Here is a 15,691-nt window from a genome sequence, read left to right as displayed (position 1 = left end):
TTTTAGTGGGTTTAATAGTGAATATCCATTGATGAGTAAGGGTAATAATGCTGATGGGTCGCTTCGTTGGGCCGCGGAACTTGTTGCAACAATTTCCACTAGAAATTCAGGGATCTCTTACATCGCGTATTAGTCACCGATCCAAGGACGCTTGCTAACTAGTCCCGACGCCGCAGCTGCCATGCCGATCGGCTGCAACACACTACTGAGTTCATAATTAGATACGAACAGCGTGACCATTACCTAATGTTGGAAAGGGTCGGTTTGCACGGAACTATCATCATCTTTTAATCAAACGTAAGTTCTATTCGGCGATTTTTCGGGTATAATAAGAGATTGTAAGCAAAAAAGCACCCGAGAAAAAACCTCAGCTGCTTTTAATTGCGTCTATATTGAGTGATGGTCCTTTAAGAGAAAGCTTTATTTTGAAGACTTTTGGTTGCGGTGCCTGAATCCCAGGCCAAACGGTACCATGTTTTCAGTGCCTTCACGGATTCGTTTAATGTTGGTGCGATGTCTGTAGAACACGAAGATCGTCAGCACAATTGCGATAATTGACAGGTACACATCATGGAACAAGATGCTTAAAATTGTGATGATTGAAAAAGAAATCATTGACGCGAGGCTCACCATACTGGTTAAATAGATAAAGCTGATGAATAACAAGCAGGCAATGATGAAGAAGACGGGATTGTAAGCGAGTAACATGCCGGCACTGGTGGCCACAGCTTTGCCACCCTTGAACCCGTCAAAGATCGAAAAGGTGTGCCCAAGAATTGCCATTAGCCCAAATAATAGGGGGTTAACCGTGGTAATATGAAACCACATGGGTAATAACGTGGCCACGGTACCTTTGGCGATGTCCAGCACCATGACGGTGGTTCCGGCAACCGGATCCAGGACCCGATAGGTGTTGGTGGTGCCAATATTGCCTGAACCTGCTTTGCGAATGTCGGTGTGGAAAAAGAGTTTGCCGATCCAAACCCCGTTTGGAATTGCGCCTAGCAGATAGGCCAGGATGAGTAATAAAACGAGTTTCAACTTAATTTCCTCCAATGTGGATTCGTTACACTGCACTGGCCCATATTTTATCATGTTTTAAACAAGTTAACGAGAATTTATAAACAATTCACATTAAAATTGTGTCTCATCAGCGAGTAGGCTGATTGAAAGGAGTCTTTTTAGTGGCGAACAAGAAGCCAACTTACGATGATTCATCCATTCAGGTCTTAGAGGGCCTAGAAGCCGTTCGAAAACGACCCGGGATGTATATCGGATCAACTGACGGCCGCGGGCTGCATCATTTGGTATATGAAATCGTGGATAACGCGGTGGACGAAGCGCTTGCCGGCTATGGGGACGAGATCGATGTCGTCATTGAAGCGGACAACAGTATTACCGTCCAAGATCATGGTCGGGGGATGCCCGTGGGGATGCATGCTTCGGGCAAACCCACACCGGAAGTGATTCTAACTGTGCTACATGCCGGCGGGAAATTTGGTCAGGGGGGTTATAAGACCTCTGGTGGCCTGCACGGTGTCGGTGCCAGCGTTGTTAATGCGCTGTCATCTGAACTGACAGTCAACATTGTCCGTGATGGCGTGATGTACGAACAAAAATTTAAAGATGGCGGCCACCCGGTCACCACGTTGGTCAAAAAAGGGAATACCCGCAAGCCAACGGGGACTCGGCTGCACTTCAAACCAGATTCAAGTATTTTTACCACGACGGTTTACAACTTCAACACATTGGCTGAACGCTTACGCGAGTCTGCCTTTTTGCTGAAGGGCGTTAAGATCACTTTGACGGATAAGCGCCAGGATCAGGAACACGAAGAAATTTACCATTTTGAAGACGGTATCAAAGAATTCGTCAGCTATTTGAACGAAGACAAGGAGACCCTTGGCGACGTCATGTACTTTGACGGTAAAAAGGACGGCGTTGAAGTTGAAGTGGCAGCCCAGTACAACGATGGGTACACTGAAAATCTGTTGTCCTTCGTCAACAACGTCCGCACCAAGGATGGCGGGACCCATGAATCAGGGATGCGCAGTGCCTGGACTAAGGCCTTCAACGAGTATGCTAAAAAAGTGGGCCTTTTGAAGGAAAAAGATAAGAATCTGGAAGGATCCGATGTCCGTGAAGGGCTGTCAGCTGTCATTTCACTGCGGGTGCCTGAAGAGATCCTTCAATTTGAAGGCCAGACCAAGGAAAAATTGGGGACACCTGAAGCCCGGACCATCGTGGATAGTGTCCTGAGCGAACAGCTTGGCTACTACCTCATGGAAAACGGTGAGTTTGCGCAAATGCTGATCCACAAATCATTGCGGGCCCGGACAGCGCGTGAAGCTGCGCGAAAAGCGCGGGATGAAAGTCGGAACGGCAAGAAGCATAAGCGTAAGGAACGGTTATTGTCAGGAAAACTGACGCCGGCCCAATCTAAGAATGCCGAAAAGAACGAATTGTTCTTAGTCGAAGGGGATTCTGCCGGCGGGTCTGCGAAGCAGGGCCGTAACCGGAAATTCCAGGCCATCCTGCCGTTGCGTGGGAAGGTGCTGAACACCGAAAAGGCTAAGCTGGAAGACGTGATGAAAAACGAAGAGTTGAACACCATGATCTATACGATCGGTGCTGGTGTCGGCTATGAGTTCAATATCAAGGATGCGAACTACGACAAAATCATTATCATGACCGATGCCGATGATGATGGTGCGCATATTCAAACACTGCTGTTGACGTTCTTTTACAAGTACATGCGACCGATGATCGACGCGGGGCGGGTCTATATCGCCCTGCCGCCGTTGTACATGATTCAAGCCGGTAGCGGTAAGAAGACCAGTATCAGTTATGCTTGGACTGACGATGAATTGGCCAAGAAGACTAAGACACTTGGCAAAAACTACAAGTTACAGCGGTTCAAGGGACTTGGTGAAATGGACGCGGAACAGCTTTGGGAAACGACCATGGATCCCGAGGCTCGGACACTGGTGCGCGTTCGAATCGATGACGCGTCACTCGCTGAACGGCGTGTCACCACGTTAATGGGTGACAAGGTCGAACCACGTCGAAAGTGGATCGAAGACAACGTGGCCTTCACCCTCGAAGAAGACGGGAGTATTCTAGATAACAACGTGGCAAAATCAGCGCACGCTGACGCCGCAAACGCCGACTAATAACGAAAGGGGATAAGATGGTGGCTGATCATATTCAAGAACTGACTTTGGAAGAAGTCATGAGCGATCGTTTTGGTCGTTATTCAAAATCAATCATCCAGGAACGGGCACTGCCAGATATTCGTGACGGTCTCAAACCCGTTCAGCGCCGAATCCTTTTCGCGATGAACAAGGATGGCAACACATACGATAAGCCGTTTCGTAAATCAGCAAAGTCTGTTGGGAACGTCATGGGTAATTTTCACCCCCATGGCGATAGCTCGATCTATGAAGCGCTCAACCGTATGAGTCAGGACTGGAAGGTCCGTGAACACTGATTGAAATGCACGGGAACAATGGGTCAATGGACGGTGATCCACCTGCCGCAATGCGGTACACGGAAGCGCGGCTCAGTAAAATTGCGGGTGAAATGCTTCGGGACATTGATAAAGATACCGTTGATATGGTGCTCAACTTTGATGATACCGAGTATGAGCCAACCGTGTTACCAGCGAAGTTTCCTAATTTGCTGGTCAATGGTGCCACTGGGATCTCAGCCGGGTACGCAACGGATATTCCGCCGCACAACTTAGGCGAAGTCATCGATGCGTTAATTTACCTCATGGACCATCCCAAGGCCGATTTAGATCAGCTCATGCAGTTTGTGAAGGGGCCTGATTTTCCAACCGGTGGGATCATTCAAGGGTTAGATGGCATTAAAAAAGCTTACAAGACTGGCCGGGGCCGGATCGTTGTGCGCTCTAAGACAGCCATTGAAGACATTCGTGGCAACAAACAATTTATCCGCGTTAGCGAGATCCCCTATGAGGTCAACAAAGCAGTGCTGGTCAAACGCATTGATGAGTTGCGTATGCTTAAAAAAGTAGATGGTATCTCTGAAGTGCGTGATGAATCTGACCGGGAAGGCTTATCGATTGCGATTGAGCTGAAACGGGAAGCTGATGCCCAAGGTATCTTGAACTATCTGTTTAAGAACACAGATCTGCAGGTGACCTACAACTTCAACATGGTGGCGATCAACCATCGCCGTCCTGAACACGTGGGGTTAAAAACGATCCTAGTCGCTTATTTAGAGCATCAACAGGACGTCATCACCCGCCGAACTAAGTTTGAATTGGACAAGGCCCAAAAACGTCAACACATCGTTGAAGGGCTGATCAAGGCACTGTCGATTCTCGACCAAGTGATCAAGACCATCCGTGCCAGCAAAAACCGTAAGGATGCCCGCGACAACTTAGTCAAAGCCTATGACTTCTCAGAAGAACAAGCCGACGCTATCGTTGCCCTGCAACTTTATCGGTTGACGAACACTGATGTTACGGCCTTGGAAAAGGAAGCTGCTGAGCTGGCTGACAGTATCAAGGAATACCATAAGATCCTTGATGAGCCCAAGGAGCTCAACAAGGTCCTGCGTGGCGAATTGCGCAGCATCAATAAGACGTACCGTAACGATCGCCGGACAGAGATCCAAGACGAAATTACACCGTTGAAGATTTCCACGGAAGTCGTTGTTTCTGACGAAGATGTTGTGGTCATGGTCAGTCGTGACGGTTACCTGAAACGCTCTGGTGTGCGGTCGTACAGCGCCTCTGATCCTGATGATAATGGGTTAAAGGAAGACGACTACCCGATCTTTATGGATAAACTCAGTACGCTGGATCATCTATACATGTTTACCAATAAGGGGAACTTGATCTACCGGCCAGTCTACGAAATTAGTGATGCCCGGTGGAAGGATACTGGCGAACACATTTCCCAAACGATTGGGTTATCTGATGATGAACAGATCATTGCGACCTACGCGTTTTCTGATTTAAAAGCGCCAGGTGAGTTCTTAATTGCGACCGATGAAGGCTATATCAAGCGAACAGAATTATCAGCGCTCCAACCAAGCCGGACCTATAAGAGCCGGGCAATGGTTTACGAAAAGTTAAAGGCCGATGATGCCCACGTGGTTGATGTCACCTTCATGGCTAAGCCGGAACAAACGACGGTCCTTTTAATGTCAAAACTTGGTCTGGCACTGCGGTTTGATATTGCTGAGATTCCAGTCAACGGTGCCCGGACAACGGGTGTTAAGTCAATGAATCTTGGTGAAGACGATTGTGTGACTGACATGCAGCTGATCACCGATGATGACGTGGTCAGTCTGATTACCCAACGTGGGGCCTTCAAGAAGATGAAGGCAAGCGAATTGCCAGTGACGAGTCGGGCGCGGAAGGGTGTCATGGTGCTGCATGCGCTTAAGAATAATCCGCACGAAGTTGTTGATTTCTTAAAACTGCAAGATGACCAAGCCATTGAAGTAATCACCGACCACCGGCGTATGCACGATATCTTGCCGGCGGAGCATCCACTCAGCACCCGCTATTCCAACGGGTCCTTCGTGATCGATATTGAAAAGGAAGGCACACCGGAAATCCTGAGACTTAAGCCGACTTCCTTAACATTATCTTAATTTTTATTAGGTATTGGTTATTTTTAGATTACATTAATTGCGTATTTTGCAAAGTATGGTTATTATAGCTATAACAAATACCTTAGGAGGCTTTCCCTAATATGAAAAGCAAGCAAGAAAGCATCTTCAGTTCGAAGACTTTGACATACTTTTTACAATTATCAGAAACAATGAACTATACACAAGCTGCACAGATCCTAGGCATTACGCAGCCTGCCTTGACCCAACAAATTAAAAAATTGGAACGGACAGTAGGTGCCCGCTTATTCTACTCAGTTGGTAAGAAACTGCGGTTAACCGATGCCGGCTACACCATGTTGGACGCCACCCATAAGATTTATGATATCTTAAACGACGCCGCTGATGAGATTCAACAATCCACCAGTGCCACTCAGGGGGATATCAAGATTGGCATCTTAGCCTCTGTTGAAGACAGTGTCTTTGAGGACTTTGCCATTCAATCTTACCGGGAAAATCCTGATGTGAAGATCAGCTTCCACATGCTGACTAGAAAAGAGATCTGGGACCGTTTAGAAAACAACCAGATCGATCTCGCCATCATGTACCTGCCTGATGAATCCATCAAGAACTGGAAGCCGTACGAATCTAAGCGGATCATCAGCGATGACCTGTTATTCATTCACCACGACGAAAGTTTGAGCAAGAAGAAGCGGATCAAGTTCGCTGATCTGCCAAGCAAGCCATGGGCAACGTATCCAAATAACTACTACCTAAACCACATGATGCGCGAATCGTTTAAGAACGCCATGGTCGACATGCCAACTAGTGTGGCCCAATTTACCACACCGTTGCAGTTACTCCGGTTCTCGAAGCAAACTGGTGCTTACACGGCACTGCCGAACTCCTTCTACGTTGGTCAGGGTGATTTTCCAAACACCTGGACGGCACGATTCGAACCAAACATTCGCTTTGAATTAGCGTTTGTCTTCCGGAGTGGCAAGGATAAGATCCCACGTATCGGCCACTTCTTAGCACAGTTTGATCAATATTTGAAGACCAAGGATTACCTGTCACGGTTACAGGAGATCCAGGCTGAAAATAAAGAATAGCTGCATGCGATAGTTCATGAAATCCATTCTCTTAATTGAGGGTGGATTTTTATGTTGGCTGAACAGTGCAATGAAGCGGCATTCTTGAGAGGATTTTATATTTTACCCGGATTTTATGTTGAAGATGGTTCCCGCCACATTTTTTTGGTATAATTAACGTTGCGTGGAATTACATAGACAGCTTGGAACACCGTCGTTGTTGAGACGATCGGTTGAGCTGTTGAACGCTTCACTTAAAAAAATATTTTTAATGCTGAGGAGAGATATACAAATGGCAAAAGAACTTGTTTTTGGTCACCAAAGTCCTGATACGGACGCCATCGTGGCCGCAAAAGCTTATGCATACTTACAATCAAAGTTAGGGTACGACGTTGAAGCCGTTGCCTTGGGCGAACCTAACATGGAAACCAACTTTGTGTTGAACTACTTTAACGAACCAACCCCACGGATCATCAAGACCGCTGCGAACGAAGTTGATTCCGTTATGCTGGTTGATCACAACGAACCCCAACAAAGTGTCAGCGACATTGCTGACGTGACTGTTACGCATGTCGTTGATCATCACCGGATCAACGGGTTTAACACCGCTGCACCACTTTATTACCGGGCAGAACCGGTTGGCTGTGTCAGCACGTTGATCACTGAATTGTTTGATGAAAACAAGGTTGAGATTCCTGCACAGTTAGCTGGTTTGATGTTATCAGCAATCATCTCAGATACGCTGTTATTAAAGTCACCAACCACAACTGACAAGGACCGTGCTGCCATCAAGGCCCTTGCTGAAATTGCTGACATCGATTACGAGACTTACGGTATTGAAATGCTAAAGGCTGGGACTAACTTGGCGTCAAAAACAGATGCTGAATTGGTTGCTAACGATGCGAAGTCATTTACCATGGGCGGCAAGAGTGTTCGAATCGACCAAATCAACACGGTCGACTTGAACGAAGTCTTAGCCCGTGAAGACGGCTTGAAGAAGGCTATGGCTGACGAAGCTGCTAAGGAAGGCTACGATTTATTCTTGGTCTTAGCTACCAACGTGTTAGACAGCAACTCTGAATTATTCGTCTATGGCGAACCAAAGGCCACTGTTGAAAAGGCCTTTAACACGACTTTGAAGGATGACCGTGCAAACTTACCTGGCGTTGTGTCACGTAAAAAGCAAGTCGTACCACCATTACAAGGTGCTTTTGAAAACTAGTCATCAGTGACGATTGAAGCAGCATTACCCTCCCGGTGATGCTGTTTTTAGTTCGGTGTCATGAGGAGGGTACTGGGCATGAAAATTGTGATTGCACCGGATTCGTTTAAGGGCGGCATGACCGCAAAGCAAGCAGCTGATGCGATCGAGACCGGTGTCAAACGGGTCTTTCCGGAAAGTGATCGTGTTAAGGTCCCAATGGCCGATGGTGGTGAAGGGACGGTTCAAGCGCTGGTCGATGCGACGGGTGGAACGATGCTCCAAAAATATGTCACCGGTCCGCTCGGTAAGCCAATTGCTACCAGTTTTGGTCTTCTGGGTGATCATGAAACAGCCGTGATCGAAATGGCAGCCGCTAGTGGGTTGGAAGCTGTACCTGTCAGCGAGCGAAATCCATCTGTAACGACAACTTATGGCACTGGTGAGTTGATCTTAGCGGCGATGGATCAGGGCGTTAAGCGCATTATTATTGGCATCGGCGGCAGTGCGACGGTCGACGGGGGTGCTGGAATGGCCCAAGCGCTTGGTGTCCATCTTCTAGACGAGACTGGCACCGAATTACAGGTCGGCGGTGGGCAGCTTGGCCAGTTAACACACATCGATATAACGGGTTTAGATCACCGCATTCAGGATGTTTCATTTCTGGTTGCTTCTGACGTGACTAACCCACTGATCGGCGAAAATGGGGCAGCTGCTGTTTTTGGCCCACAAAAGGGCGCCACTTCAGAAATGGTTAAACAGTTAGACCGGAATTTGGCCCATTTCGCGCAAATAATCGAGATGGATCTTGGTGTGAAGGTTGGCGAAATTCCAGGTGCCGGCGCTGCCGGTGGCCTTGGTGCAGGCTTGATCGCTTCTTAAGAGGGCATCTTCAGCAGGAATCGACCTTGTTATACGGTTTGCTGGCCTGCGAGAACGCGCTCAGGATGCTGATCTCGTGTTTACAGGTGAAGGGCAAGTTGATTTTCAAACCCAATACGGAAAAACGCCGCTGGGGGTCGCCCAGACAACGAAGGCGGTGGCACCTCACGCGCCCGTAATCGTGTTGACTGGTAATGTTGGGTCAGGCACTGATGTCCTATTTTCCAAGGGGATTGACGCTATTTTTCCGATCGAACAGGGCGTCACGACCCTTACTGAAGCACTCAATGACGGCGCGGCCAATTTGACCGCTACGGCTGAACAGGTTGCTCGGGTGATTGCCCAGACACGATGGTTGTGGCATTAACATGGTGTTGGTCAACGTCAGATGAGATAAGCGTTGGGGTTCTGGGCAGAATACTTGTTTAACCGCCAAATGATGCTATACTCAATCTAGCTGTACACAATCTATTTTGTGGGCAACCGAATACTAGTGTATTGAGGAGTGATCACATGACAGAATCTCAAGACGATTTAAAACAACGGTTAACACCTGAAGCCTACGAAGTAACCCAAAACGCTGCAACCGAACGCCCATTTAGCGGCCAATATGATGATTTCTATCAACAGGGGATCTACGTGGATGTTGTGAGTGGCCAAGCCTTATTCAGCTCTACTGATAAGTATGACGCCGGTTGTGGGTGGCCATCATTCACCCATCCAATTGACGAACAAGCATTGGACAGCCAGTTAGATACCTCGCATGGCATGATTCGTAATGAAGTTCAGTCGCAACAAGCAGGCTCTCACCTTGGCCACGTATTTGAAGATGGGCCTCAAGAAGCGGGTGGCTTGCGTTACTGCATCAACTCAGCCGCGCTTAAGTTTATCCCAGTTGAAGAACTAGATGCCGCTGGTTACAGTCAGTACAAGGCACTGTTTGACAAGGGGGAATAAGCCATGAGTGAAACGGCAATTTTTGCTGGCGGTTGTTTCTGGTGCATGGTCCGGCCGTTTGATGAACAGCCTGGCATTGAAAAAGTGGTTTCTGGGTACACCGGAGGTCACGTTGCCAATCCGACCTATGAGCAGGTTGCGAGTCATACAACTGGTCACACGGAAGCCGTTGAGATCACGTTTGATCCTGACGTTATTTCCTATGACCAGCTAGTGGATATCTACTGGCGACAAACGGACCCGACTGATGCCATGGGTCAATTTCAAGATCGCGGTGATTCATAATTGAGGAAATGGGCGGCCGCGAAGCGTTTATCAAGGATAATTGGCAGGCGTAGTTTTATTAAGTTTAGTCGATGTTCACACGTTTTCAATACAACTAAAGTGTCAGGCTTAAGCGACATTAAGCTACTGAGAGATTGCGCGGAAAACAATCTCTTTTTGTTTGGGATGAGTTAAGCCGTATGACGACAGTGTTTTTGACCACTTCAAGGTGATTTGAAGTGTAATATCGTTTGCAAATTCACGTGATTTAACGGAAAATAGAGACTGAATAAAGAACTAAGGAGCTGGTTTTTTTGCGAAAACAAGCAGTGATTTCATCGTGGGTCACAGCCATTTGTCTGTGCATCACAACGGTGTTGTCAGCAGTCTTTCAGCAGCACGTGACGTATATGATCTGGATCAACATGATCAGTTATTTAGGTGTGTATGGCATCTGTATCTTTTTATCAAAGAACAACTCAACGGAGAACAACTCAACGGAAAAAATCGTGCTCACATTAGTCGATATTTTAGCCATTTTTATGATGCATCATGGATCTACATGGCCGTTCAGAAGTTTAGTGTCCTTGGCATTATATTAATTATCATCGTTGGGCTGGTCGGCATCGTCGGCGCAGCTGGAGCATCTTTGCGAACAACAAGTTTCAAAAGATTGATTCAGATACGAGTAACTAGATTGATTTAAGGCTTGAGCAATTGCTTGAGCTTTTTTATTTTGGAAATCAAGCTGAAGTCTGTGACGAGACGTTAACTGGTATTGCGTCATGCATAGTGAAATCGATAAGTGTGCGTGACGGGAAACTGAATTAAAGCGACTTCTCTCTTTTGAACCACTACTTTGAATAATATATATTATGTAAAGTAGAGATAAATTTTTGGGGGAAGCCTAATTTTGACGACTTCCCTGTTTCTCTTTGTCGTAAAACTAGTTTCTGTTTTGTGTTAGCGTGATTAGTTGTTTAGGTGTCGACTCAATTCATTTACCTGATGATTATTCGCTAGCAACTCTAAATGACCTACGTGGCTCATGAATTCAACTAAAGTTCTACTAAACGTTCTTCACGCATGTTATCTTGTAATTGTTGCCGTAATCTCTAGTTTGACTCAAGACTTAATGTTGCAGAACTAGTTTGCAGTTTGATTTGCTAAATTGGCATGTTGAGTCATGGCTAGTCTAATAAAATAAGCTTTTTGCGATGTTTAGTACATCATGATCGACCAACGGTTTAACGCCAAAATAAATGGCGCGTTCTAAGAAAGTTTCGTGGTCAGTTATCCGTCTTAGAACTGAACTGTGCGTCAGAATGCGTCTGAGTAAACTGATTCTTGCTAAAGGCTGATATACCAGCGTTTATAGACCTAATAAAACTACAGATGCAGTGTGATCAAAGAAATAATGTCTGATTTGCTCCAGATTAGACTTGCTGATGTGTGCTGATGACTCAAATTTACGATGTGTTAGAAATTCCGTTGATGATTCATTACGACATGCTAGCGTTAACGATGTTGGTTACGTGATTTTGGACTTTTTTTTGATCTTTTTTTGATCTTTTTTGATCTGATGCAAGATTTAGACCAAAAATGCAACGTATTTTGCACCATAATATAGTCAAAAACACCGTTATATCAGCTTTTACACGGAATTTAACACTGATATTAACCAGATTCATCATCAAGAATCCAGTGAATCAGAAAGGCAGCTGATTCCAGCCAGTATTCGTGGTATACTAAACTTAATAAAACTGATATTTTATTAAGTTTAACTATCATGATCCACCTCTCAACCAGTCCCACCAGCCAACTCAAAACCCAAAATTTAAATCTAAGGTGGTTACCCATGCGCCAAGCTGACTACGTAAAACACAATGAAGAACTCGTTTCCCAAATGCCGGATTTTATTCGCGATTACTATTTGACCAAGTCAACCGTCCCTCTTTCGGCTGCAACACTCTACCAATATTTGAATGAATTTCACCGGTTTTTCGAATGGTTGGTCGACACTGGCGTTTCCAGCGCACAATCCCCCGCTCAAATCGCGCTAGCCGACCTGGAGCACATGAAAAAACAGGATATGGAACTCTATAAGTCCTACCTACTTAATCGTGGCAAGCAAACGGCCAACAACCCGCAAGGCGCCATTTCACACCGGACGGTCAATCGCTCATTAAACGCGCTGTCTGCCCTGTTTCGTTTTCTAACGGAAGAGACTGAAAATCAGGACGGCGAACCCTACTTCTACCGCAATGTGATGAAGAAGATCTCGCTGGTACGTGACAGTGAAACCTACGCGGCCCGCGCCAACAGTATTAAAAGTCAGCTGATGCTGGGTAAGACTGACATGGATTACCTGAACTTTATTCGCGATGACTATGCTGACAGCATTAAGGACGATGCCAGGAAGATGCGCTATTTCCAGCGTGACCGTGAGCGCGACGTCGCCATTAACGCACTGATGCTGGGAACCGGCATTCGCGTGTCAGAACTCGCCAATGCGAATTTAAAGGACCTCAGTGTCAAACAAGCGACCGTCTCCGTGCGGCGCAAGGGCGGTAAGTGGGATACAGTGCCGGTCGCAAGCTGGGTGTTGCCCTATGTGACCCCTTATCTAGAAATCAGATCCGAACGCTACCAAACGACATCCAGCATCACTGCACTATTCCTGACCAAGGGCAAGGAAGCACCGCACCGAATCACAACAGCGACGGTTGAACTGCTGGTATCAAAGTATTCGTACGCCTTTAACCACGTGCGGATCACACCACATAAGCTGCGGCACACGCTGGCATCGAAACTTTATCTGGCCACTAAGAATGAACATTTAGTGGCGACTCAACTGGGGCAAAGTTCGACCACGGCAACGGGGTTGTATACGCACATTATTGATACGAAGCAGCATGAGGCTTTGGACGAGCTGCATGAGGATGACTAGTCAGTTTTCAGTACTTGCTATTGGTTTGATCGAGCCAAATTCTGCTGCACTGTTATCGATATTACTATCGTGTCGAATAAAGTCCTACCATACCCGCACACCCAAACGCTGCAATTGATTTATACTCGTTATCTGACGGCTATTTGGCACAAAAAAAAGTGATTTTTTTGAAAATGTTTTTGACAGTGTCCCATTTTTAAGTCGAGTCAATATATTAAAAACTAGTTAAGATGAATGAACGTCTTGACTAGTTTTTTATGATGTTTTTAAAAATAATAATGATTTTTGACGTATTTGAAGATTGACCGCTGGCGATTTAGGTTATCACCACTCTCCAAATCAACAAAGAGATTCGGAATTTTCAGAGGCTGTAACCTGTTTAATCCGTGTTGTCGATTGAACTGAGTTTCCAGCCACACAAACAAACCACCCCATCGCGTTTGCAACATCAACAAACGCGTTGGGGTGGTTGAAAGGAGACACATAAATGACCTCTTCTGCCCAACTCACTAACTAGGAGTGTACCTAAAGGATAGCATGCCCCTCCCAGCCAATGCTAGAAATATGCTAAGTTATTTGTCATCAGTCGAGGACGTGGCCTTGTTTGAAAAATGTTCAAGGTGGGCCTTGAGATACTTACTCGTGTGGCCTAAACCACTCGCAGCAACCTGCCGTGGTGTGCCAGTCGTCACAATGTGGCCGCCCTCACTACCACCGCCATGACCCATATCCAAAATATAGTCGGCGTTGGCAACGATGTCTAAATCGTGCTCAATGACGAGGACGGTGCCGCCCTGATCAATGAGCTGCTGGAAGACCTGCAACAGCACTTGCACGTCCAATGGATGCAGACCAGTTGAAGGTTCATCAAAGACGAACAACGTGCTTTTTTGCGTGCTTCCCATGTGTGATGTTAGCTTCAGACGTTGCGCTTCGCCACCAGACAACGACGGCGTGCTTTCGCCTAAATGAAGGTAGCCGAGTCCCATGTCCTGCAGCGTCTTCAGCGTTTTTGCGATTGCGGGTTGATCCTTTAGCACACTCGTCGCATCGTCCACTGACAATGCCAAGAGATCAGCAATGGAATACCCGTGCCACTTGATTTCCAGCACTTCCGGATTATACCGTTTGCCGCCACAGGTGGGACAAACTTCCTGTATATCCGGCAAGAACTGGATGTCTAAATTTATCTGGCCGGTCCCGCCACAGGTTGGACAAGCACCCGCGGTCACGTTATAGGAAAAGTTGCTGGCCGTGTAGGAGCGTTTTTGTGCTTCCGGTTGCGCAGCGTATAGGGTCCGCAAATTATCCAAAATGTTGGTGTAAGTGGCGACGGTTGAGCGCACGTTCTTGCCGACTGGCGACGCATCAATGGCAACGACTGACCGCAAGCCGCCTTTTTTGACGTCGCGCACAAAAGCCGGAGCCGGTTGTTTTTTCGTGGCCGTCAGCGCAGGAATAAGTGCGTCAAAAACTAAGGTCGACTTACCAGCGCCTGAAAAGCCGCTCACAACTGACAGCTGATTAACCGGGAAGTTAACCGTCACGTTAGTTAAGTTGAATCGCTGGGTCACCGTTAATCCAAACTGTTTCTTCGCCGGATTTTCGCTATTTTGAGCGGTCGCACGGACAATATCGTTGGCGCTGCCATTGAGAAATGGACCAATCAGTGAGTGCGGTTTAGCCGCAATTTCGGCTGGTGTGCCTGATTGATCAATTGCCCACCCGCCTGACCGACGCCGGGACCGATCTCTAAAATCTCATCAGCAGCCTCAATGATGGCCGTTTTATGATCGACAACCAGGACTGAGTTACCCTGATTAACTAAGTCTCGCATCACGGTGATCAACCCTTTAATATTGGCCGGATGCAGTCCAATCGATGGCTCATCAAGGACGTAGAGCACACCGGTCGTCTTCGTCCGCAACGTGCGGCTCAACTGAATTCGCTGCAACTCACCGGTTGATAACGATGCCCCGGCCCGCGCAAGCGTCAGGTAGCCCAGCCCCAGATCCATCAGCGGCGTCATGATCTGTGTCAGTTCACTGACAATATCGTGCGCTAAGTCATCCATGTCGTCCGGCAACCACTCAAAAATGGTCGGGATAAAGGCTTCAAGTTCGCTCAACGTCATTTCACTTACTTCCGCAATGGTTTTACCATTCAAAAGCTGCGTCAAGAGCTCCGGCTTGAACCGTGACCCATGACAGGTCGGGCACTCGCCGAACTCATAAAATCTGTTTAGCCGTTTGATTGCACGTTCGTTGGTCGTTGTCGCCATACTGTCTTCCACGGCATTAAAGGCATTTTCAAAAACGGCATTGTCCATGTGGAAGATCTTGCCTGTCTTACTTGGAATGTTGATGGCGTATTTCTGCCGCGGCCCGTGCCACACGAAGTCCTGCTGGTCCTTTGGAAGATCCTGAAACGGTGTGTCAATGTCCACGCCAGCGTACGAGGCGACAATTTGCATGAAATTGCGTCCCGGTAACCGCCACGACGCCACCGCACCATTTCGAATCGTTAACGTTGGGTCAGGAATCAAGCGGTCGGTTGCCAGCGTCTTAGCCTGCCCCGTCCCATCACAGGTCGGACAGGCACCGGTGGAGTTGAACGCAAAGTCTTCGGCGCCAAACGCCTTAAATTTTACCCCACACGTTGGGCAAACAATCTCCCCCATGCCGCTCTTACCATCGTTTGGCAGGTCCATGGCCTGGGAGATGGCCAACGTTGGCATCTCCCAGCCATTGGGACACT

General features: G+C 47.3%; 7 protein-coding genes and 4 pseudogenes. 9 read left to right on the top strand and 2 right to left on the bottom strand.

The window, feature by feature from the left end; all coding sequences use genetic code 11:
* Nucleotides 1–420: 420 nt before the first annotated feature.
* Entirely contained in the window at nt 421–1,041 is a 621-nt protein-coding gene (gene plsY, locus JCM11969_RS07360; RefSeq protein ID WP_275452940.1) for a glycerol-3-phosphate 1-O-acyltransferase PlsY, read from the bottom strand.
* A gap of 143 nt (nt 1,042–1,184) precedes the next feature.
* Here plsY and parE point away from each other — a divergent pair, with 143 nt between their 5' ends.
* The 9 genes and pseudogenes from parE (at nt 1,185) to xerS (ending at nt 12,934) form a co-directional block, all read left to right on the top strand.
* The gene (gene parE, locus JCM11969_RS07355; RefSeq protein ID WP_054709947.1) at nt 1,185–3,173 is read left to right on the top strand and encodes a DNA topoisomerase IV subunit B; all 1,989 of its coding nucleotides are present in this window, start codon (nt 1,185–1,187) and stop codon (nt 3,171–3,173) included.
* 17 nt (nt 3,174–3,190) lie between these two features.
* Nucleotides 3,191–5,631 (top strand): annotated as a pseudogene (gene parC, locus JCM11969_RS07350) (DNA topoisomerase IV subunit A).
* Nucleotides 5,632–5,732: 101 nt separating this feature from the next.
* Entirely contained in the window at nt 5,733–6,701 is a 969-nt protein-coding gene (locus JCM11969_RS07345) for a LysR family transcriptional regulator (protein ID WP_054709944.1), read from the top strand.
* Between the two features lie 271 nt (nt 6,702–6,972).
* A complete protein-coding gene (locus JCM11969_RS07340) occupies nt 6,973–7,902 on the top strand; it encodes a manganese-dependent inorganic pyrophosphatase (RefSeq protein WP_054709941.1) in 930 nt (309 codons plus the stop codon).
* Nucleotides 7,903–7,980: 78 nt separating this feature from the next.
* Nucleotides 7,981–9,130, top strand: a pseudogene (locus tag JCM11969_RS07335) (glycerate kinase family protein).
* A gap of 146 nt (nt 9,131–9,276) precedes the next feature.
* Nucleotides 9,277–9,720, top strand: coding sequence for a peptide-methionine (R)-S-oxide reductase MsrB (gene msrB, locus JCM11969_RS07330; RefSeq protein ID WP_054709938.1), 444 nt, complete (start codon nt 9,277–9,279; stop codon nt 9,718–9,720).
* A 3-nt stretch (nt 9,721–9,723) separates the two neighbouring features.
* A pseudogene (msrA, locus tag JCM11969_RS07325) lies at nt 9,724–10,002 on the top strand (peptide-methionine (S)-S-oxide reductase MsrA); the annotation flags it as partial.
* 296 nt (nt 10,003–10,298) lie between these two features.
* Nucleotides 10,299–10,586 carry a hypothetical protein gene (locus JCM11969_RS07320; protein ID WP_054709935.1) on the top strand — a complete coding sequence of 96 codons (288 nt, stop codon included), beginning with the start codon at nt 10,299–10,301 and terminating at the stop codon, nt 10,584–10,586.
* A gap of 1,256 nt (nt 10,587–11,842) precedes the next feature.
* Nucleotides 11,843–12,934: a tyrosine recombinase XerS gene (xerS, locus tag JCM11969_RS07315; protein WP_054709931.1), complete on the top strand. Its 1,092-nt coding sequence runs from the start codon at nt 11,843–11,845 to the stop codon at nt 12,932–12,934.
* 572 nt (nt 12,935–13,506) lie between these two features.
* Here the strand turns inward: xerS and JCM11969_RS18850 are convergent.
* Nucleotides 13,507–15,691, bottom strand: a pseudogene (locus JCM11969_RS18850) (excinuclease ABC subunit UvrA); the annotation flags it as partial.

The sequence above is a fragment of the Secundilactobacillus paracollinoides DSM 15502 = JCM 11969 genome, from assembly GCF_001311135.1.
GTDB lineage: Bacteria > Bacillota > Bacilli > Lactobacillales > Lactobacillaceae > Secundilactobacillus > Secundilactobacillus paracollinoides.
This window is presented reverse-complemented; position numbering and strand designations above follow the sequence as displayed.

Bases quoted from the DNA above. Each gene is read 5' to 3' on its own strand.
- JCM11969_RS07345 (WP_054709944.1), top strand. From the start codon at position 5,733: ATGAAAAGCAAGCAAGAAAGCATCTTCAGTTCGAAGACTTTGACATAC.
- JCM11969_RS07340 (WP_054709941.1), top strand. From the start codon at position 6,973: ATGGCAAAAGAACTTGTTTTTGGTCACCAAAGTCCTGATACGGACGCC.
- msrB (WP_054709938.1), top strand. From the start codon at position 9,277: ATGACAGAATCTCAAGACGATTTAAAACAACGGTTAACACCTGAAGCC.
- xerS (WP_054709931.1), top strand. From the start codon at position 11,843: ATGCGCCAAGCTGACTACGTAAAACACAATGAAGAACTCGTTTCCCAA.